We start from the raw sequence: 18,922 nt of genomic DNA, 5'->3' as shown, positions 1-18,922 counted from the left end.
TGGAGGGTAAAAGTAAATGTTTTGGCGACGTGTTCTCAATACGCGTGCCAAATCAGCTCAAGCGCAACGTTGAAAAGTGGTTTTTTTCTCCTCAGACGGATGTACCCGAACCTGTATATTTGGCCCAAATTGAATTCGTGTAATGAGGAAAGTTTTGATCATCGGAGCGGGGCGCTCATCTTCAACATTGATAAAGTATATGCTTGGCAATGCGCAGGCTGAGGATTGGCAGCTTACTGTGTGTGATTTGGACGAGCAATTGGCCAGACGTAAGGTGGCCGGACATGATAGAGGTACTGCCGCCCTGTTTGATGCAAGAAATGAAGAGCTGAGGCGGAAACTGATCAGCAGTCACGACGTGGTGATTTCTATGCTTCCGGCATCCATGCATCTTGAAGTGGTGAGGGATTGCCTCGAGTTTGGCAAGCACGTAATCACTCCGTCATACATCACCAAAGAGATAGAGGCGCTGGATGCGCCATTCAGAGAAAAAGGCTTGATCGCCTTGAATGAGATAGGGCTGGACCCCGGCATTGACCACCTCTCAGCTATGAAACTTCTGAACGAAATTCGCGAGAAGGGCGGTGATATAAAGTGCTTTGAGTCGTTTACAGGCGGTCTCATCGCTCCTGAAAGTGACAATAATCCGTGGGGATATAAATTTACCTGGAACCCCAGAAATGTGGTTGTGGCCGGGCAAGGTGGAGTCGTGCAGTTCAAGCACGGAGGGAGATTTAAGTACATCCCCTACCACAAGCTCTTTAGTCGTACAGAGCTGATTGATATTGAGGGGTTCGGTAGGTTTGAGGGTTATGCCAACCGCGATTCTTTGAAATACCGTGAATCGTATGGACTGAAGGAGGTGCCCACCATTTATCGGGGAACGCTGCGAAGACCGGGTTTTTGCCGCGCCTGGAATGTGTTGGTACAGCTTGGGGCAACCGATGACAGTTATGTTATGGAGGATGTTGCATCCATGACGTATCGACAGTTTATCAACTCATTTTTAGCTTACAACCCTTACGATTCGGTTGAGCTTAAACTAAGAGCCTACCTCAAAATGGAACACGATGACCCCGCCATGGAATTACTGCAGTGGCTCGGGCTTTTTGAAAATGATCCCATTGGTTTGGAAGCCGCCACTCCCGCACAAATTCTCCAGAAAAGAATGGAAGAGAAGATGAGCCTGGAGGAGGGTGACCGCGACATGATTGTGATGTGGCACAAGGTAGGTTTCCTTGATGGAGGTGAAAAGCGCGAGTTCAATTCATCGCTCGTTGTGCTGGGTGAGGATCAAACCCATACGGCAATGTCCAAAACTGTAGGTCTGCCTATTGGTATTGCGGCAAGACACATCCTGAACGGAAACGTCAACTTGAGGGGGGCATTGATTCCGATTCAACCGGAGATATACATACCCGTTCTTAAAGAACTGGAAAGCTTGGGGATGAGTTTCGTTGAGAAAGAGGTTCCACCAAACTTTGTGTAGCACGCTTAACTAGAAATTGGCAATCATATCCATCCCGGCTCCAAACTCATCTGAGAGTGTTGGGAAGATGGTCTGACCGCCGGGCGATTCGAATAAAATTGGGTTTACGGCATCGCCATAAATTCTGGCGTAAACCACATCTCCTTTATTGAATCCCAGGTTAGACCATTGCTGTTGGTTCCAGATGATTTCAACCACTCCGGCTTGTGGATTGGTTTGATTGATGTTTACAACGCCGTGTATGGTTCGGAGGTAGTTGGACGGGCTTGTATTGGGCGTCTTGCCCAAAAAGATTCTGTACCCCGCCTTTGCGTTGGGTACCGGAGTAACCGGGCCTATTACACTTCTCAGGTATAGGTTTGCAGACACGGTGTCAATATCGGTTTCCCAAGGTTCGTTGATGGTGTCAATGTAAATAATTTGAGTCTCGTAAAACACCATAAACTCCGTGCTATCTACTTCTGCAGTACTGGCTACTCCGAGGTTGATGGTTGGTAAGAGCTGATATTCACCCTGAACGGCCAGGGTAGGGCTGTTTTTGGAAAACAAGATATTGGCAATTTGACCGGTTGCATATCCTTCGCGAGATACGGAAACAGTATATGTTCCGTCCGGCAGGTCGTTGAATTCAAAGCGCCCGGTGTTGTCAGTAGTAGTCTGAAAGTTTTGAAACTGCCCTGTGAGGAAAGCCTGGGTTCCGGCGCGTCCGGTAATCACAATGTTGCCCCATTTGTCATACAATTCTACTTTACCCCGCAGTTTACTGGCTGGGGTGGTAACTCCGTTGGGCTCTTCTTTCTTGCAGGAAGCGAGCACGAACAATAGCGCAGCTCCGATGAAAAGACTAATGCGAAAATTCATGATGGTGTTTGATTAAATCGGGCACCAATATACACAATATTCAAGATGGCTTAACACTTCGCTTTTGCCATCCTTGAACAGCTACATGTGCAGATAGAAATCCCGGGTAAGCGCTTTGTACTCCTCGCTGTAATTGTGCCTTCCGCTTGATTCAATGATCAAATCGGGCTCTGTGACGGTCTCTGAATGCAATGTTGTAAGAAGGAGCAACTCGCGGTGAGCCATCTTTCCTGGGGTGGGGCGAATGGCCATTTTGCGTGCGAGATACCAGTTGTAAAGCTTGTATTCTGCTTCTGAAAGAGCTCCCGTGGGGAGGATGATGGCCATGGATCCAACCGGTGCAATGATAATCCTTGCGTGGTAGAGAAATTGAGAAAGGTCAAAACGTTTTTGGTGTCGGGCAAGTGTTCTTGCGTGGCCGGGTGCTTCTAGTTGATGTTTGAAAAATGGTGGGTTGCATACGATAAAGTCTGGTGGCGCCGACGGGAGCCAGTTCATAATATCAGCCTCAATGACCTCAATTCGCTGTGCAAATTTTGATGCACAGACATTCTCATGGGCCTGTCGCGCTGCGTCCGGATCAATCTCAATTGCGGTTATTTTTGACGTGTTAAATCGCTGTGCCATCATCAGCGAAACCAACCCTGTTCCGGTTCCGACATCAAGAATTTTTTGGGGTGGGTGCATGGGTGTAGCCCACGCACCCAGGAGCACTCCATCTGTGCCTACCTTCATGGCGCAGCGATCCTGGTCAATGCGAAATTGCTTGAATTGAAAATAAGACGACGGCATTGCTACGGATTCAATCCGAACAATTCTTCAGGAATGGAAACCTTGAGTTGCTCTTTGTCTGTATCTATTTCCAGAATAAAGGCATCCTGCAGAGGTATAAGGGCTTTTCCGCGCTTGCCGCTCACCTCAATAAGCGGGTTTACATGGTGGTCGTAATAGTCAATGACTTTTCCGATGTCTCCTAGTTCTTCATCCCACACAGTGTAGCCTATGAGAACGGACGGGTCTTCGTCGGGGTCTTCATCTTCTGGCTTCATAGAAAGCGGAAGGTAAAGCGCACAACGGATCAGGCTGCGCGCTGTGTGCTCGTCGTCCACACCTTCCAGTTTAACACGGGCGTAGGCTCCCGGACGATCGAAGAGCATATGCTCAATAAAAAAAGGAATCAGTTTGTCGTGGCGCTCCACGAAAACTGATTCCAATTCCTGAAAGTCCGCCGGGTTGTTAACCTCAAGGTGAAAAATCAACTCACCGCGGTAACTGTATGTTTTGGAGACAAGTCCGATATAAAAGCAATCCTCCTTTCGCATGGGATGCGCGGGGGATTAGTCTTTTTTCTCTTCCTTGTCTTCAGCTGCTTCGGCTTTGGGAGCTTCTTCAGCAGGAGCCTCTTCTTTCTTTTCCTCGGCAGCAGGAGCTTCTTCTTTTTTCTCCTCAGCCGCAGGCGCCTCTTCCGCTTTTTCTTCAGCAGCAGGTGCTTCCTCAGCTTTTTCTTCAACTGCGGGAGCAGCTTCAGCTTTCTCCTCCACAGCAGTAGCTTCCTCGGCTTTCTCTTCAACTGCGGGAGCAGCTTCAGCTTTCTCCTCCGCAGCAGTAGCTTCCTCGGCTTTCTCTTCAACTACGGGAGCAGCTTCAGCGGCAGGAGCTTCCTCGGCTACGGGAGCCTCGGCAACTGCTTCGGGAGCTTCAGGGGCAGCATCTGCTTCAGGGGCTTCCTCAGCGGGAGGTGCTTGTTTGGCAGCGATTTCATCTGCGCGTTTCTGATTGGCCTCTGCCTCGGCAGCAAGGCGGGCTTTGCGCTCGCTGTCGCTTTCGTTGGCAAGACGGTCAATCTTGGCCTGGATTTTCGATTCCTTTTCATTCACCCAGGCATCGAATTTCTTGTCGGCTTCCTCCTGACTAAGTGCACCTTTCAGTACACCTCTGTTCAGGTGGTTGCGGTACAAAACACCGCGGTACGAAAGGATGGCACGCGCAGTATCAGTGGGCTGTGCACCTTTTTGTAACCACGAAGCTGCCGAATCCACATCGATATCAATGGTGGCAGGGTTGGTGTTTGGGTTGTAGCTTCCGAGGCGCTCAATGTAGCGTCCGTCTCGCGGAGCTCGTGCGTCAGCAACTACAATGTGGAAAAAAGGACGTCCTTTCTTTCCGTGTCTTTGCAATCTGATTTTAACAGGCATTCATTCACATTTTGTGGGTACGAAACCCAGGTTTGTAATTAAGGGCCGCAAATATCTTATTTTCTTTGTAGCTCTGAAAGTATTTTGTGCTGAAAATTAATACAAAACCGATGAACGACTTGAAACAGGTAGTAGCAAGGGTTGAGGAAGTAGTGAAAAAACGTTTTGAAGGCGAAGGTACTGGTCACGATTGGTGGCACATAGATCGCGTGCGCCGGCTTTCGGTTAACATTGCCAAGCACGAGGGTGCAGACCTTTTTGTGGTAGAACTCGCTGCCCTCCTACACGATGTTACCGACCACAAGCTCTTCAAGGGTACGCCAGAGGAGGGCAGGCAGCTGTTGTTGCAAATAATGGCTGATGCGGGCTGCGAAGAATTTGTTGCCGAAGCTGTGCTCGGAATTATTGACGGGATAAGCTACAAAGGTGCAGGCGTAGAAGATATCCCCTTGCCTTTAGAGGGTCAGGTGGTTCGCGATGCAGATCGTTTGGATGCAATGGGCGCCATTGGTGTTGCCCGGGCCTTTGCCTTTGGCGGTAGCAGGCATCGGCCTCTTTACGACCCCACCCACCCGCCCGTATTCCATTCCAGTTTTGCCCACTACCGCCAAAGCCAGGCCCCGACCATCAACCATTTCTACGAAAAACTCCTGCTGCTCAAAGACCGCCTGCAAACCCCTACAGCCCAAAAAATGGCCCTGCACCGACACCAGTTTATGGAGCAGTTTCTCAATGAGTTTTATGCTGAATGGGAAGGAGGGCGGTGAGCAAAAACAGGCTTCCTGTCAGAACCCGTAATCCTTGAAACCCTTGGTGAGCTCGCCCTCTTTGAGTTGAACGTTGATCTCGATATCCTCGTACTCGTAGGCCTCAAATAGTTTAAAATCATCATCGTACACCTCAAAACGAACGGGGATATACCACTCGCGATCAATATAAACACGAATTTTGGGTGCGTAGTCGTTGGGAATGGTGAGAACAGTGCCCGGCTTGAGCGGACCGTAGGCAGATACCTGTGGATTGAGCTCGATGATTCGGTATTCCGCAATTTTTAATGAATCTGCTACAGTGCGTGTGGTTTCGCTGGTGCCCACGGTATAAGTTGTGAGGGAGTAGAAATGATTCAGGATTTCCACCACGCCGCATTTGCGACCGTTGATGGTTTCTTCTCCCAGATAGGATACAAGCTCGTGGGCGCGGTCATCGTATTTTTGGAGCAGGTGATCCAGAACGCGATTGAACTTGCTGAACCCCATGTCGTACACCATGTGGTGCTGTTTGTTTCGCATGAGTGAACCGGCGGGGTCGAGATTGAGGTTAATCCACGGAAAACCATTGGGATTCACCAGTGCCTTATTGTTGTTTTGATCTTCTCTAAACAACACTTCAACACCCTCAGACGGCTCAAGCTGCTTGAGGTACACGCTGTACGGAACACAGTTCATGGTAATTTGCGACCGCGCGCTCAGGTATTCACCCTCATATCGCTCCGTTTTGTTCACTTTGCAGCGAAGGGTTTGAACTTTGGCGCAATGCTCAAACATGTTCATCACCAAATCGTAGCCTATGGAGCGCTTCTCAACGTCCTTTTCAACGATGCGCTTGGTTTGTCCCTGTGCAGCTATACCCAGAGTGAGCAAAAGCGAGGTGGCGAAAATGCAGCGAGGTGCGAGTCTGTTTCGGTGTGAAATCACGAATCCAAAGATACTTCTTTCCTTGTGGAAAGTGAGCAGGTGAAAAATGGACGTCCACCAAAAATTGTGTTATACTCTGAATGCTAGCATCTTGCTGTAATTGTGAATAAATCTCAATCATGGAGTCAAAGAGCGTAACCCGAAGCCATTAACTTTGAACCTTTGTACAATTGAACCCCACCCGTTACGGCATGTTCCTCATATTTGATACTGAAACCACCGGCGTTCCCAAGGATTGGAATGCCCCAGTAACCGATTCCGACAACTGGCCCCGCATGGTGCAACTGGCATGGCAACTGCACGACGCCACCGGAAAATTGCTCTCGCGGAACAACCTGATTGTCTATCCCGACGGGTATGATATTCCCTTTAACGTGGTGAAAATTCATGGGATATCTACCGAACGGGCCAAGCGCGACGGACAGCCTTTGGATGAGGTGCTTGATGCTTTTGCGCGCGACTTCTCGCAAGCGAAGTATCTGGTGGGTCATAACGTAAGTTTTGATGTGAACATCGTGGCCGGAGAGCTTCACCGCGCCGGAAGGAACCACGAGGTGATGCTGAAGGCCGACTTGCTCGATACCAAGGATCTATCAACGGATTTTTGCCAGCTTCCCGGTGGAAAAGGCGGAAAATACAAGTGGCCCACGCTTACCGAACTTCATGAAAAACTCTTCGGAAAACCTTTTGAAGCAGCGCACGATGCGGCCTACGACGTAGAAGCCACCACGCGCTGCTTCTTTGCGCTGGTAACACGACAGGTCATTCCGCTGGACGAGGTTCCTGATCCATCCGCACTGAAATACGAGGCTCCGGTACTGGAAGCGGCCAATTTTCAGCAGGAAGAGGAATCTCAACCGCGCGAAGTGGAGCTGGACGTGCCCACCGAAGCAGTGAGCGCAACGTTGGAAGAAACACCCTATGCCCATTTGCATTGCCACTCTCAGTTCTCCATCTTGCAATCAACCTCTAGTGTGGATGCGTTGGTCAATCAAGCCGTAAAACTAAACATGTCCGCGCTGGCAGTTACCGATACCGGCAACATGATGGCCGCCTTTCAGTTTGTACGAAAGGCATTGGCTGCGGGCATCAAGCCCATTCTCGGCTGCGAAATCAATATTTGCCGAAATCGCCTCGATAAATCGGTGAAAGACGATGGCTTTCCCGTGGTACTGCTGGCCAAAAATAAAAAGGGCTATCACAATCTGGCCAAGCTTAGTTCCTATGCCTTTACGGAGGGCTTTTACTACGTGCCCCGAATTGATCGCGAGTTGCTCATGACCTACAAAAACGACCTGATTGCCCTCACCGGCGGACTGTGGGGCGAGGTGCCGTACAAAATACTTAACGAAGGTAAGGCCCAGGCCGAAGAAGCCTTCGTGTGGTGGAAAGAGCAATTTGGCGAGGACTTTTACGCCGAACTGAACCGCCACGGACTGGAAGAAGAACAAGTGGTGAACACCACGCTGCTTGAATTTTGCGAAAAACACCAGGTGAAGTACGTGGCTGCCAACAACACCTATTACACCCACAAAGAGGACGCCGATTCGCACGATGTGCTTTTGTGTATTAAAGACGCCGAAAACCAGTCTAAACCCAAAAAATACATGGGCAAGCGTGGTCGGGAGTTCCGTTTTGGGTTTCCGAATGACGAGTTTTACCTGAAGCCGGCGGAGGCCATGAAGAAGCTCTTTGCCGACCTTCCGGAGGCCATTGCCTGCACCCACGAAATCGTAGAGAAGTGCGAGTCGTATCCTTTGGAGCGGGACGTGTTGCTGCCCAAGTTTGAAATTCCGGAGGAGTTTATTCACCCCGAAGATGATGAGGATGGCGGCAAACGCGGCGAGAATGCCTTTTTGCGCCACCTAACCTACGAAGGGGCCAAAGAGCGCTGGGGCGAATTGACCGATGCCATCCGGGAGCGACTTGATTTTGAGCTGGAAACCATCGCCAAAACCGGTTATCCGGGCTACTTCCTCATTGTGCAGGACTTTTGCCGGGCGGCGCGCGAGATGGGTGTGTCGGTAGGACCAGGTCGTGGTTCGGCTGCGGGTTCGGCGGTTGCCTATTGCACGGGTATCACCAATGTGGATCCCATAGCCTACGATTTGCTGTTTGAGCGTTTTCTCAATCCCGACAGGGTGAGCATGCCTGATATTGATATTGACTTTGATGACGAAGGTCGGCAGTTGGTGATCAACTACGTGATTGAAAAATATGGCTCCAATCAGGTGGCGCAGATTATTACTTATGGAACCCTCGCAGCCAAATCCTCCATCCGCGATGCCGGCCGCGTACTTGAACTGCCCCTTGCCGATACAGACAGGGTAGCCAAGTTGGTGCCGGATATGACCAAACTGTCAAAACTCTTCGGAAAGGACAACAAGGCCTTAAAGGAAATGCTTCGCAATGACGATGACTTCCGCAAGGTAGAAGAGTTGATAAAGCTCGCCGATACCGAGACTCCCGAAGGACGAACCATCCGTCAGGCACGCGTGATTGAAGGTTCGGTGCGGAACACGGGCATTCACGCCTGTGGGGTCATCATCACACCAGACGATATCACCAACTACGTGCCCATTGCCATGAGCAAGGATGCGGAAATGTACTGCACGCAGTTCGACAACGCTGTGGCCGAAGATGCCGGTTTGCTCAAGATGGACTTCCTGGGGCTCAAAACGCTTACCATCATCAAAGACGCCGTAAAGCTTATCAAGGAACGGCACGGGGTGGAGATCATTCCCGACGAGATACCGCTGGACGATGAAAAAACCTACGAGCTTTTTCAGCGGGGCGAAACAGTGGCCATTTTCCAGTACGAAAGTGCCGGCATGCAGAAACACCTTCGCGACCTGAAGCCTACAGTGTTTGCTGACCTGATCGCCATGAACGCCCTATACAGACCGGGTCCGCTGGAGTACATTCCATCTTTCATCAGTCGTAAACACGGCCGCGAAGAAATCAAGTACGACCTGCCCGAATGTCAGGAGTACCTTGAAGAAACCTACGGAATTACGGTGTACCAGGAGCAGGTAATGCGTTTGTCGCAGAAGCTCGTGGGCTTTACCAAAGGTGAAGCCGATACCCTCCGGAAAGCCATGGGTAAAAAGAATTTCAAACTGCTGGCCGACCTCAAGCCCAAATTCCTTGATCAGGGTGTGGCGCGCGGTCACGACCAAACGATCCTCGAAAAAATCTGGAAAGACTGGGAAGCTTTTGCCTCCTACGCTTTCAATAAATCGCATTCAACCTGTTACGCACTGGTGGCTTTTCACACGGCCTACCTCAAGGCCCATTTTCCCGCCGAGTACATGGCAGCGGTGTTGAGCAACAACATGAACGATATTAAGTCGGTGAGCTTCTTTATGGAGGAGTGCCGCCGCATGGGAGTTCCGGTACTGGGCCCGAGCGTAAACGAGAGCAAGTTGCGTTTTTCGGTAAACGAGCAGGGCGCGGTGCGCTTCGGAATGGCCGCGGTAAAAGGCGTGGGTAGCTCGGCGGTAGATACCATTGTGAAAGCGCGCAAAGAAGGAGGTCGCTTTCAGGATTTTACCGACTTCATAAGCCGTATTGATTTGCGTTCGGCCAACAAGAAATGTCTGGAGAGTTTGGCGCTTGCCGGAGCATTTGATGAGTTTGGCCTCTATCGTTCACAGTACTTTGGTACCAGTGGCGACGGCGTGAGCTACCTGGAAGAGTGCATCAAGTTTGGGCAGGCTATGAGGACCAGCGTAGATGCCCCGCCGGATTTGTTTGGCGATACGGTTTCGGTAGAGGTGAAGGCCCCCGAACCGCCCGAAACCGAGCCTTGGGTGAACCTCGAAATGCTGAGTCGGGAGAAAGAGGTAGTGGGAATGTACATTTCTGCACACCCGCTCAATGACTTTCAGTTGGAGATTGATACGTTCTGCAAAGTGAACCTGGAGCAACTCAACGACCTTGAGCGCTACAAGAACCTCGAACTTACCTTTGCCGGTTTAATAACGTCCGCAGAACACCGAAGCACCAAGAGTGGAAAACCGTTTGGCAGTTTTGAGATTGAGGACTTTTACGCTTCGCAGAAGTTTTTCCTCTTTGGCGATGACTACATGAAAAACCGCCATCGCATTGACAAAAATATGTTCGTGTTTGTGCGTGGAAGAGTGGTGGAGAAGAAATGGAGCAAGGTTCCGAATGATTTGGAGATGAAAATTCACTCCGTGGAATTGCTGACCGAAGTGCGTGAAAAAATGGCCAATTCCATCACCATATCTTTCCAGTTGGAAACGCTCAACGAAAAGAGGGTTAATGAGTTGACAGATTTGTTGAAGAGCTCCAAAGGCGGATGCCGCGTAAAAGTGGAAGTAACCGACCTCCAGGCCAAAGCACAAATTACCCTGCCATCCAAAAATACGAGCGTAGAACTAACCGACCGTCTGATTCAGGAATTGCAGGATATGGAGGGCGTCACTTTTCGCCTGAATTGACGCTTAGAATGACAAAGTGTCGCGATTTTTCGCAGCGGTAAAGTTTTTGATTCAGGCCAAAACAGAGTACCTTTACATCAATTCTAATCTAAAATACAAGCCATGGCTTTAGAACTCACAGAAGCAAATTTTGAAGAAATTATCGCCTCAGATAAACCGGTTTTGGTTGATTTCTGGGCAGAATGGTGTGGCCCCTGCCGAATGGTAGGTCCCATTGTGGAAGAGCTCGCCAACGATTACGACGGTAAAGCCATCGTAGGAAAAGTAAACGTTGATCACAATCCCGGTATTTCCTCCAAATATGGAATCCGAAACATCCCTACCATCTTGTTTTTCAAGAATGGCGAAATCGTTGACAAATCAGTAGGGGCTGTTCCTAAAAACGTTCTCGCAGAAAAAATCAATAACCATCTTTAAAGTGCATCTGGCAAATGAAAGAGGGGGGCGTGCCCCCCTTTTTTGTGAAACGCGGCAGGCTTCAACATCCGAGTATGGCTATTTACATTGACAGAAACAAATACCAGGAACTGAGTCCGTTGGAGCTTCTTGCCAATCAGGTGGTAGAAGGTTTTATTACCGGCCTTCACAAGAGTCCGTTTCACGGTTTTTCTGTTGAGTTTGCCGAGCACCGGCTATACAACACGGGCGAATCTACCCGCCACATTGACTGGAAACTCTATGCGCGCACCGAAAAGCTCTTTGTAAAACGCTACGAGGAGGAAACCAACCTCCGCTGTCAGGTTTTGCTGGATGTGTCTTCGAGCATGTATTTTCCTGAAGTTTCGCCCGACCAGGACGGACCCATGAACAAAGTGAAATTTGCCGTTTACGCCGCCGCGGCACTTTCCAGTTTGTTGCGCCAGCAGCGCGATGCTGTGGGTTTGTCGGTATTTGAAGAGGCCATACTGAGCCACATTCCCGCAAAGGGCAACGCCGCCCACCACCGCTTTGTGTTTGGCGAGCTGGAAAAACTCATTCAGCCCGACGCTTACCAAAAAGATCGCAAAACAGGAGCTGTGGACGCACTGCACGAAGTGAGCGAACGCATTCCAAGACGCTCGTTGGTGGTGATTTTTTCAGATATGTTCGACAATTCGGAGCGCTCCACAGAACTCTTTTCGGCCCTTCAGCATTTGCGCTACAACAAGCACGAAGTCATTCTTTTTCATGTGGTGGACAAAGCCCGTGAGCTGGATTTTGAATTCGAAAACCGCCCCATTACTTTTATTGACATGGAAACCGGTGAGCAGGTAAAAGCGCATCCGAGCCAGGTGCGCGAAAAGTACCTTGAAGCCGTCCGGGCATTTACGCAGGAGCTGAAATTACGCTGTGGTCAGTACCACATTGACTATGTGCAGGCCGATATCAACGAAGGTTTTGATAAGGTGCTGCTCCAGTACCTTATTCGCAGAAGCAAAATGGTGTAAATGATGAATGCGTTGAAACCAATAGTATTTTCTGCACTCATAGCATCCTGGGCGCTGTCGTGCTCTTCGCCAGAAAAGGACGATACGGCAAAAAACCACATCCCGGACCATCCGGTCAACGGTAAATGGCTGGTTGAGCAACACATGGATGAACACATCCGCGAGGGACACCGCTTGCTTGAGTCCTTTGTAAAACATGGCGATACTGCTGTGCATATGTTTGCAAGGGCCATGGAGAAACACAATGACAAACTGATTGCCAGTTGCAGCATGAAAGGTGTTGCGCACGACACCCTGCACGCGTGGCTGCATCCACACATCGCGTTTACGGAAGCTCTTAAACAGGCTTCAAGCCCCGACGAAGCCATGGCTGCATTACACCAGCTTGAAGCGTCATTTGTTGATTACACTGAGCGTTTTGCCTCCGCCGAAGAGTGAAATTTCCGTACAACAAAACATTCAAAGCACCGTGGTGTTCAATAGTTAATCCCCCTTGCTTCACGCTATGAAACCCTTTTTTGCCCTTGCCTTGTTTTGGATTGTATCTCTGTCTCTATACGGTCAGGGGAAGGATTTTTGGCGCTATGACAGTCCGGACAATCCGGATTTTGAAAGTTACGAACGCAGCAGCCAATACGTGTGGATGCCCGATTCGGTGCGGCTCGCTGTGGATGTGTATATTCCCACCGAAGGTACTCATCGAGAAGCTTTTCCGGTGGTGTTGAAGATGACTCCCTACGGTCGGGCTTATATCGGTCCTAATGTTGGATTTGTGTTCAGGACCCTGGCGTGGATGACCGGATTGGGTTGGCGTCCGCTTTTGGATCAGGAACGTTACTCGCCCTCCGTGAGTTTGCTGCTTAAGCACGGATATGCAGTGGTTGCGGCCGATATGCGTGGAACCGGAGCCTCTTTTGGTACCCAGATGCCACTGGACCCGCGGCACGGAGAGGATGGCAAGAACCTGATTGAATGGATTGCCGCACAATCCTTTTCCGACGGAAATGTGGGTATGATTGGTAAATCCTACATGGCATGGGCGCAATTTGCCACGGCTGCTCAACAACCTAAAGCGCTGAAATGCATAGCACCTGAGGTGATTTTTATGGAGTCGTACACAGCCTCATTCAAACCCGGCGGCATCGTAGCAGAACGCTGGATGGAGTCTTTCAGCGAACGACTCAAGCACATGAACCTCAATTACTCAGACATGCGTCGCTTTTACGTGCCCTCGGCCCCAGTGGTTGACGAGGACGGCGACGGCAGGATAGATGATGAATGGCCGCTCATAGACGACCGCGTGTTTGAAGATGACGCGCGACCTGTGTACAAAGATGGTGAGGAGCGAGAGTCGCACCTTTATTGGCGGGCTACACGCGAACATCTGGGCAACCTAACGGTAAAAGATCTGATGGGCGAAGACTTTGCGTATTTCGATAGCAAAACCACCCACCCCGGGTTTGAAGGCTTTACCTACCGGGATGTGGCACCCGGCTATTTTCTGGAGAATGTACACCAAAGCGGCATACCTGTTTTTCACATCGGGCGGTGGTTCGATGGTTTTTTAAGGGGGACCACTCAATTGTTTGCCTCGTCGCAAGATTTGGGCAATCACAAAATGTTGATTACTCCAGGATTTCATACTTCAAGGCTGGGCAAGAAGCACCGGAAGTTTGCGGGTATGGACGAAAAGCTCAGTGATGTACTGCCGCTTTTTCACCTGCGGTTTTTCGACAGGTATTTGAAGGGTATTGAAAACGGATGGGAAAGCGAGCCTCCTGTAACCCTTTTTACCATGCACGGCAACTGGCAGCAGCACCTCTCTTGGCCGCCGCCGGCCGCGGAGTCGCTTGCGTTTTTGTTAGGAGAGAATGAGCTTTCTCAATCGCCTTTGCCGGAACAAACAATCGAGGTGAATGTGGACACGCTGCACACTTCGGGTTATGGCAAACGCTCTTTAAACCGGTGGACCATGGCATCGGGAACGCCGCGTAAACCCATGGAGCGCTCAAAAATGGCCCGGCATGCCACCACTTTTAACAGCGAGGTGCTCAATGAGGACATGGAAATCATCGGCAATCCCATTGTGGAACTTTGGGTGAGCAGCAGCGAAAGGAACGTGGATGTATTTGTGTACCTGGAGGAGGTGGACCGAAAAGGAAAGTCGTGGTACATCACTGAGGGTCAACTACGGGCATCGTGGCATAGGGAGGGTGAACTTGCCGCTCAGTTGGGTGTTGCATACCAAACTCAGCCCGACTTGCCCTGGCACGGCTTTACACCCGAATACGAGAACCAGGAAGTGTTTGCCGGCGACGAACCCGTGCTTTTGCGTTTCGACTTGATGCCTGTGGGCTGGAAATTCCGAAAGGGCAGCCGCATTCGCATCAACGTGGCCGGGCTTGATTACGGCAATTTTGAAATCAATCCCGCCTATTTCCGCGAAGGAAAACTGCGGAGCGATATTCAGTTTAAACTACATCAGGGCGAGGACACCCCATCGAGGGTATGGTTGCCGGTGGTGAGGTAGGTAGAGTCATTATTTTAATTAGCCGTCTGCTTTGTAGGCAAATTCCCAAATTGCCGAATGAACTTCTTCAGGCGAGGAAGCCTTGCTTAACAAGTTTAATAACGGATGTTCGGTGTAGCATCCCGCTACGCCGGAGACCTTAAGTCCTCCGGCCTGAAAGAATGAGTCTCTGCAAAGAATTCATGAAATGCGAAATAAATATTGGTGCTCCGAATTAAAACGCTAATTTGCACGCAACAAATCAAACAGTTATGTGTTCCAGCCGTAACTTCTTGTCCAAAACCGTTATTTTATTGGGGTTTGTTTTCAATTGTTGTTTCACGCAAGCGCAGCCAAACTCCTATTTTGCGAACAACCCCGTTTGGCAAGAAAGTACGTCTTGCGCAATACCCTATCCGTGTGTTGAGACCGACTTGTACAATTACTTCATTGAAGGCGAAGCAATTTTCGATGGGTTGACCTATGTAAGTCTCTACAAACAAGGCGTTGTCTCAAGAATGTATTACGAGAATGATCCTCCGGAATATTGTAGCGGTTCAGAGTACTACAGTGATCTCCTGGGCTATTTGCGCTCTGAGAACCGGCAAATATTTTTCCGTCCCGCAAATGGGGTGGGCGAAGAATTGTTGCACGATTTTAATCTATCCGTCGGTGATACACTGCCCATTACTAATACCACCAACCCTTGGGGCAACACCGTCGTGATGGGCATGGATAGTATCGAAGTGGAAGGCGGTTACTACATGCGTTTTCAGCTTGGAGGAATGGATATTGATTCTGAAATGGAGCTCATTGAAGGGGTAGGTAGCTCGAAAGGCTTATTTGCTCCCATTCCTCATACACTCGAATGTGGATATAATCTTCATTGCTATAGCCAGAACCAAACCACTTATTTTGGAAGTAATGATGGCAATTCGTGTATGCTTACCGTTGGTATTGAGAACGAACATGATGTGCCGCATGTTACCATCTACCCCAACCCGGCTGTGGACCTTGTGCAATTTAATTTGTCAGAAGTAGCAGGTCAGGTTGATATTGCTGTGCACAGCCTTACGGGGGCCTTGGTGAAGCACGCTGTGGTGCAGAACGAAGCATATTACACGATGCGATGCGAAGACTTGCCCGGCGGCCTGTATATCGCAACAGTACGCCAAAACAATCAGATTTTGAATAACACTAAGCTGGTCATAGTGCGGTAATTTATTTTATAACCAAGATACGAATTGGCCTTCAGAGCGATGCGCTCAGCCAGTTTTTATGGGAATCATTACAGCCCGTACTTACTCCGACGGTTGCCCCGATTCAACGACGTCCAGACGTTGGTTGAGCTGTTGAATCACCTGCTTAAGCTCTTCAATGAGTTGTTGTTGCTCTTGAATGGCCTGCGTAAGGATGGGAACCATTCTTATGTAAACAACCTTGTGATACCTCCCTTGAGCCTATATGCAATTTATGACACATAGAAAGTACGAAGGTTGTATAGCCAAATAAAGTCTATCGCACAACTCGTCGTGTGTCTATCACAGCGCCGATCTGATCGGTAAAGCGGATGAAATACACTCCATGACTGTAGGAGCTGAAATCTACTGCGAAGGTATGTACGCCTTTGGCCACGGCAACCTGCAGCTCCCTGAGTGGTTTGCCTGTGACATCCATGATTTCAAGATGCACCGTATGACCATGTGGCGCGCTCATTTCTACCTGAAGCAAATCTGAGGTGAGCGGGTTGGGATACAGGTTGAGGATTTTTGTTGAGGACTCTCTGTGTTCAATAATAACAGGCCCAAAAAATTCGTATCGCCCGTCGAAGTCGATTTGCTTGAGGCGGTAATAACAATCTGAATGGGGTGGTTCTTCATCCCGGTAAACATACGAGGTTAAGGAAGTGGTGAATCCTGCAGCCGGTAAAGTTCCGATTACATTGAAATGATAACCATCCAGTGATCGCTGAATTTCGTAAAAATCTGCGTTGATTTCGGTGGCTGTTTTCCAACGTAATACGTTGGTATTTTCAATGCGTGAACCCGAAAACTCCAGCATTTCTACAGGCAGGGGAGTGCAGTCTAACGTTGCTCCGTTCTGTAGATTCCAGTTGAGGTTGAAAGGCGTAGTGTTGGACGTGAAGTTGTCTATTACAAGGATATACACTTGACCAGCAGTAACATTGAGCCCCGGAACCCAGCCATTGCCCGCCGCACCCTCACTGTATGTTGTGAAAGGTGAAGCAAACTGGGGCGCAGAGTAAATAGCATGCCCTGTTCCGGTATCGTAGCTTCCTGTAGCATTGTTGGTACTAAACCCTGAAGCATAGGAGCACCTGATAGGAGGACCGGGAGGAGGACAGATATCAGCCGAGGAGCTCCCTTCAGGAAACGGACCCCAAACAGCAAAGTCGTAATCTACACCCACTCCGGGAGATATGGTAAAGCCTATATTGCCATCTGTTGCAGGCGAGAACAGATACCATGATGTTTGGTTCTCACCAGACAACAAACAGCCCTGATTACTGCTGTTCAAATCAACAATGGCCCCGGCGCCTCCGCTATTTCCGGAGAATGTGGCGTCATCGCAAACAGTTGTACCGCCTATGCAGTCAGTGGGTGGTGCCGGAGGAGGAACCCCGCACGTATTGCACGAGATGGAAGCAGCCCAACCCGGGAAGGTAACCGAGCCATCGGAATCGAATAGAAAGGTTAAACACCCGGAGGCATTGGTTGCCGAAAGGGTTATTCCGTTTAGTGATGTCCCTGTGTACGTGCCGATTGCAGGTGAGCCTGTATTGGGGCCGTCATAAACAATCATAAAATCCCATCCTGTTTCGATGCTGAATTGTGAAAAAGTCATGTTGATGCACTCGCCGGCAACGTCCGGACAGAAAGTGGTGGTGATAAATTCATTGTTGCTGTAATTGCCCGTTGGCCCTCCGGTGTCGTAGAAATTACCCTCGCAGGTTGTGATGGTTCCGCCGGGGTTATTGTAATTGCCACCCGGGCCCGCTCCACAAGACACACAGGCCCAAAAGAGGCCCATACAGGTTGCTTGGTTCTGGCAGTTGAATCGACTCAGCAATACGTTTACTGTTCCCGTGAAAGTGGCAGTCCACGTAATGGTTGAAAGCAGTCCACAACCCGGAAAGTCATCGTTATAGGCCAAAGAGCCTCCCTGACATCCTGGGGCACCACCTGCGAAAAGGGTGAGCTGGGTATCCCAGGTGCCACCACCACATGTAGTCCATGTGTAGGTTTCACCCGCAGTTACATTAAACACGGCATATTCACCACCCCTCATACAGGTGGTTACGGTAACCAGTGTATTGGATACGGTAGATTGAGTGGCTGTGGGCCATTGCGCATTGCAGTTAAAGCATTGCCCTTTGAGTAATGCAGGCGACACAAAGAGTAAAAGGCAAATGGAATTAAGCAGCAACTTCCTCATGGTTCAATCACGATATGATCAGGGTGCTCCAAAATCCACTGTTGTTTTTCTTCTGGTAAGGTATCGAACTCATCCTGCGTGATAGAGTTGGGTTCACCTGGTTGTTGCATTTGCTGGTACAGCTCCTGGTTTTCTTCAATCCACTCACTTTTTTGCTGAGAGTATTGGTCCTCATTGCTTACAGGTAGCGGATAACCCAGAGGCATTCCTCCTTTTTGGTTCACGGTAACCCCTCTCAACAGAAGCTGATTCATAGCCTCTTTTCGCTGTGCTTCCGTTTCGTATGTGAAATGTATCCAGTTTTTCGAGACGATTCCGGTTACAGTGATACCTTCTGCTTCTTCCAACACGATGATGACCTTCTTCACGTCATCCCGATTAGACGAAATAACCTCTACTGCAGTCTGATTTGATTCTTCGTTTTGTCCCCACAACGTTGGAGAAAAAGTGAGAACCAAAACCCACGTGATTGCGTGAACAAGCCATTTCATGTCGGCCAAGTTAGGTTATTTTTCCGTGGATAACAAGTTATTACAACGGTTATTGCTCGCAAAGTGTTACGCATGAAAAACCCCCAACGATTGCTCGCCGGGGGCTTCTCTATTGGTTTCAACAAACGCTGACAGATCCTCTCCGGACGCTGTCAGGTTTGTAGATTACATCACAATCAGTCGCTCGGTAGCAAAGCGCTCGCCATCCACAACGATGTGAACCATGTACATTCCTGTAGCGAGGTTCTTGTTGAAGTGAATCAGTCGGCTTACGCTGTCGCCCACGTGGCCAAATCCTTCATTCTGGATCAACTGTCCGTTGATGTCGTAAATC

The 18,922-nt window shown here is 49.6% G+C and carries 16 protein-coding genes; 8 read left to right on the top strand and 8 right to left on the bottom strand.

Features of this window, described 5'->3' with window-relative positions:
• Window positions 1-142: 142 nt before the first annotated feature.
• The gene (locus EA392_04580; GenBank protein ID TVR40075.1) at window positions 143-1,489 is read left to right on the top strand and encodes a saccharopine dehydrogenase; all 1,347 of its coding nucleotides are present in this window, start codon (window positions 143-145) and stop codon (window positions 1,487-1,489) included.
• A gap of 9 nt (window positions 1,490-1,498) precedes the next feature.
• On the opposite strand, the gene EA392_04575 is transcribed toward EA392_04580, so the two are convergent.
• From EA392_04575 to EA392_04560, 4 genes are all read right to left on the bottom strand, one after another.
• Window positions 1,499-2,350: a carboxypeptidase regulatory-like domain-containing protein gene (locus tag EA392_04575; protein ID TVR40074.1), complete on the bottom strand. Its 852-nt coding sequence runs from the start codon at window positions 2,348-2,350 to the stop codon at window positions 1,499-1,501.
• An 81-nt stretch (window positions 2,351-2,431) separates the two neighbouring features.
• Window positions 2,432-3,142: a methyltransferase domain-containing protein gene (locus EA392_04570; GenBank protein TVR40073.1), complete on the bottom strand. Its 711-nt coding sequence runs from the start codon at window positions 3,140-3,142 to the stop codon at window positions 2,432-2,434.
• A 2-nt stretch (window positions 3,143-3,144) separates the two neighbouring features.
• Window positions 3,145-3,672, bottom strand: coding sequence for a 16S rRNA processing protein RimM (locus EA392_04565; GenBank protein TVR40072.1), 528 nt, complete (start codon window positions 3,670-3,672; stop codon window positions 3,145-3,147).
• A 15-nt stretch (window positions 3,673-3,687) separates the two neighbouring features.
• The gene (locus tag EA392_04560; protein TVR40071.1) at window positions 3,688-4,545 is read right to left on the bottom strand and encodes a 30S ribosomal protein S16; all 858 of its coding nucleotides are present in this window, start codon (window positions 4,543-4,545) and stop codon (window positions 3,688-3,690) included.
• Window positions 4,546-4,655: 110 nt separating this feature from the next.
• Here EA392_04560 and EA392_04555 point away from each other — a divergent pair, with 110 nt between their 5' ends.
• Window positions 4,656-5,312, top strand: coding sequence for an HD domain-containing protein (locus EA392_04555; GenBank protein ID TVR40070.1), 657 nt, complete (start codon window positions 4,656-4,658; stop codon window positions 5,310-5,312).
• 18 nt (window positions 5,313-5,330) lie between these two features.
• On the opposite strand, the gene EA392_04550 is transcribed toward EA392_04555, so the two are convergent.
• Entirely contained in the window at window positions 5,331-6,239 is a 909-nt protein-coding gene (locus EA392_04550; protein TVR40069.1) for a DUF1571 domain-containing protein, read from the bottom strand.
• 191 nt (window positions 6,240-6,430) lie between these two features.
• Between EA392_04550 and EA392_04545 the strand changes: the two genes are divergently transcribed.
• From EA392_04545 to EA392_04520, 6 genes are all read left to right on the top strand, one after another.
• Window positions 6,431-10,705 (top strand): DNA polymerase III subunit alpha, encoded by a 4,275-nt coding sequence (locus EA392_04545; GenBank protein ID TVR40111.1) that lies wholly within the window; start codon window positions 6,431-6,433, stop codon window positions 10,703-10,705.
• Between the two features lie 102 nt (window positions 10,706-10,807).
• The gene (gene trxA / locus EA392_04540) at window positions 10,808-11,122 is read left to right on the top strand and encodes a thioredoxin (GenBank protein TVR40068.1); all 315 of its coding nucleotides are present in this window, start codon (window positions 10,808-10,810) and stop codon (window positions 11,120-11,122) included.
• A gap of 74 nt (window positions 11,123-11,196) precedes the next feature.
• On the top strand, window positions 11,197-12,132 hold the full coding sequence (locus tag EA392_04535) for a DUF58 domain-containing protein (protein TVR40067.1): 936 nt from the start codon (window positions 11,197-11,199) through the stop codon (window positions 12,130-12,132).
• Window positions 12,133-12,570 carry a hypothetical protein gene (locus EA392_04530; GenBank protein TVR40066.1) on the top strand — a complete coding sequence of 146 codons (438 nt, stop codon included), beginning with the start codon at window positions 12,133-12,135 and terminating at the stop codon, window positions 12,568-12,570.
• A gap of 67 nt (window positions 12,571-12,637) precedes the next feature.
• A complete protein-coding gene (locus EA392_04525; GenBank protein TVR40065.1) occupies window positions 12,638-14,662 on the top strand; it encodes a CocE/NonD family hydrolase in 2,025 nt (674 codons plus the stop codon).
• 251 nt (window positions 14,663-14,913) lie between these two features.
• Entirely contained in the window at window positions 14,914-15,861 is a 948-nt protein-coding gene (locus EA392_04520; GenBank protein TVR40064.1) for a T9SS C-terminal target domain-containing protein, read from the top strand.
• A 295-nt stretch (window positions 15,862-16,156) separates the two neighbouring features.
• Here EA392_04520 and EA392_04515 read toward each other — a convergent pair whose 3' ends face one another.
• The 3 genes from EA392_04515 to EA392_04505 all read right to left on the bottom strand — a co-directional run.
• Window positions 16,157-18,097, bottom strand: a complete 1,941-nt coding sequence (locus EA392_04515) for a T9SS C-terminal target domain-containing protein (protein TVR40063.1) — start codon at window positions 18,095-18,097, stop codon at window positions 16,157-16,159.
• The gene (locus tag EA392_04510) at window positions 18,094-18,531 is read right to left on the bottom strand and encodes a hypothetical protein (GenBank protein ID TVR40062.1); all 438 of its coding nucleotides are present in this window, start codon (window positions 18,529-18,531) and stop codon (window positions 18,094-18,096) included. The genes EA392_04515 and EA392_04510 overlap by 4 nt, the downstream gene beginning before the upstream one ends.
• A gap of 222 nt (window positions 18,532-18,753) precedes the next feature.
• Window positions 18,754-18,922 (bottom strand): T9SS C-terminal target domain-containing protein (locus EA392_04505; GenBank protein TVR40061.1); only part of this gene is annotated, 169 nt, incomplete at its 5' end.

This window comes from Cryomorphaceae bacterium (assembly GCA_007695365.1).
Taxonomy (GTDB): domain Bacteria; phylum Bacteroidota; class Bacteroidia; order Flavobacteriales_D; family SKUL01; genus SKUL01.
This window is presented reverse-complemented; position numbering and strand designations above follow the sequence as displayed.

What these genes read in the sequence shown, in the direction of transcription:
- EA392_04580 (TVR40075.1), top strand. Translation starts at nt 143, where the DNA reads ATGAGGAAAGTTTTGATCATCGGAGCGGGGCGCTCATCTTCAACATTG.
- EA392_04575 (TVR40074.1), bottom strand. Translation starts at nt 2,350, where the DNA reads ATGAATTTTCGCATTAGTCTTTTCATCGGAGCTGCGCTATTGTTCGTG.
- EA392_04570 (TVR40073.1), bottom strand. Translation starts at nt 3,142, where the DNA reads ATGCCGTCGTCTTATTTTCAATTCAAGCAATTTCGCATTGACCAGGAT.
- EA392_04565 (TVR40072.1), bottom strand. Translation starts at nt 3,672, where the DNA reads ATGCGAAAGGAGGATTGCTTTTATATCGGACTTGTCTCCAAAACATAC.
- EA392_04560 (TVR40071.1), bottom strand. Translation starts at nt 4,545, where the DNA reads ATGCCTGTTAAAATCAGATTGCAAAGACACGGAAAGAAAGGACGTCCT.
- EA392_04555 (TVR40070.1), top strand. Translation starts at nt 4,656, where the DNA reads ATGAACGACTTGAAACAGGTAGTAGCAAGGGTTGAGGAAGTAGTGAAA.
- EA392_04545 (TVR40111.1), top strand. Translation starts at nt 6,431, where the DNA reads ATGTTCCTCATATTTGATACTGAAACCACCGGCGTTCCCAAGGATTGG.
- trxA (TVR40068.1), top strand. Translation starts at nt 10,808, where the DNA reads ATGGCTTTAGAACTCACAGAAGCAAATTTTGAAGAAATTATCGCCTCA.
- EA392_04535 (TVR40067.1), top strand. Translation starts at nt 11,197, where the DNA reads ATGGCTATTTACATTGACAGAAACAAATACCAGGAACTGAGTCCGTTG.
- EA392_04530 (TVR40066.1), top strand. Translation starts at nt 12,133, where the DNA reads ATGATGAATGCGTTGAAACCAATAGTATTTTCTGCACTCATAGCATCC.
- EA392_04525 (TVR40065.1), top strand. Translation starts at nt 12,638, where the DNA reads ATGAAACCCTTTTTTGCCCTTGCCTTGTTTTGGATTGTATCTCTGTCT.
- EA392_04520 (TVR40064.1), top strand. Translation starts at nt 14,914, where the DNA reads ATGTGTTCCAGCCGTAACTTCTTGTCCAAAACCGTTATTTTATTGGGG.
- EA392_04515 (TVR40063.1), bottom strand. Translation starts at nt 18,097, where the DNA reads ATGAGGAAGTTGCTGCTTAATTCCATTTGCCTTTTACTCTTTGTGTCG.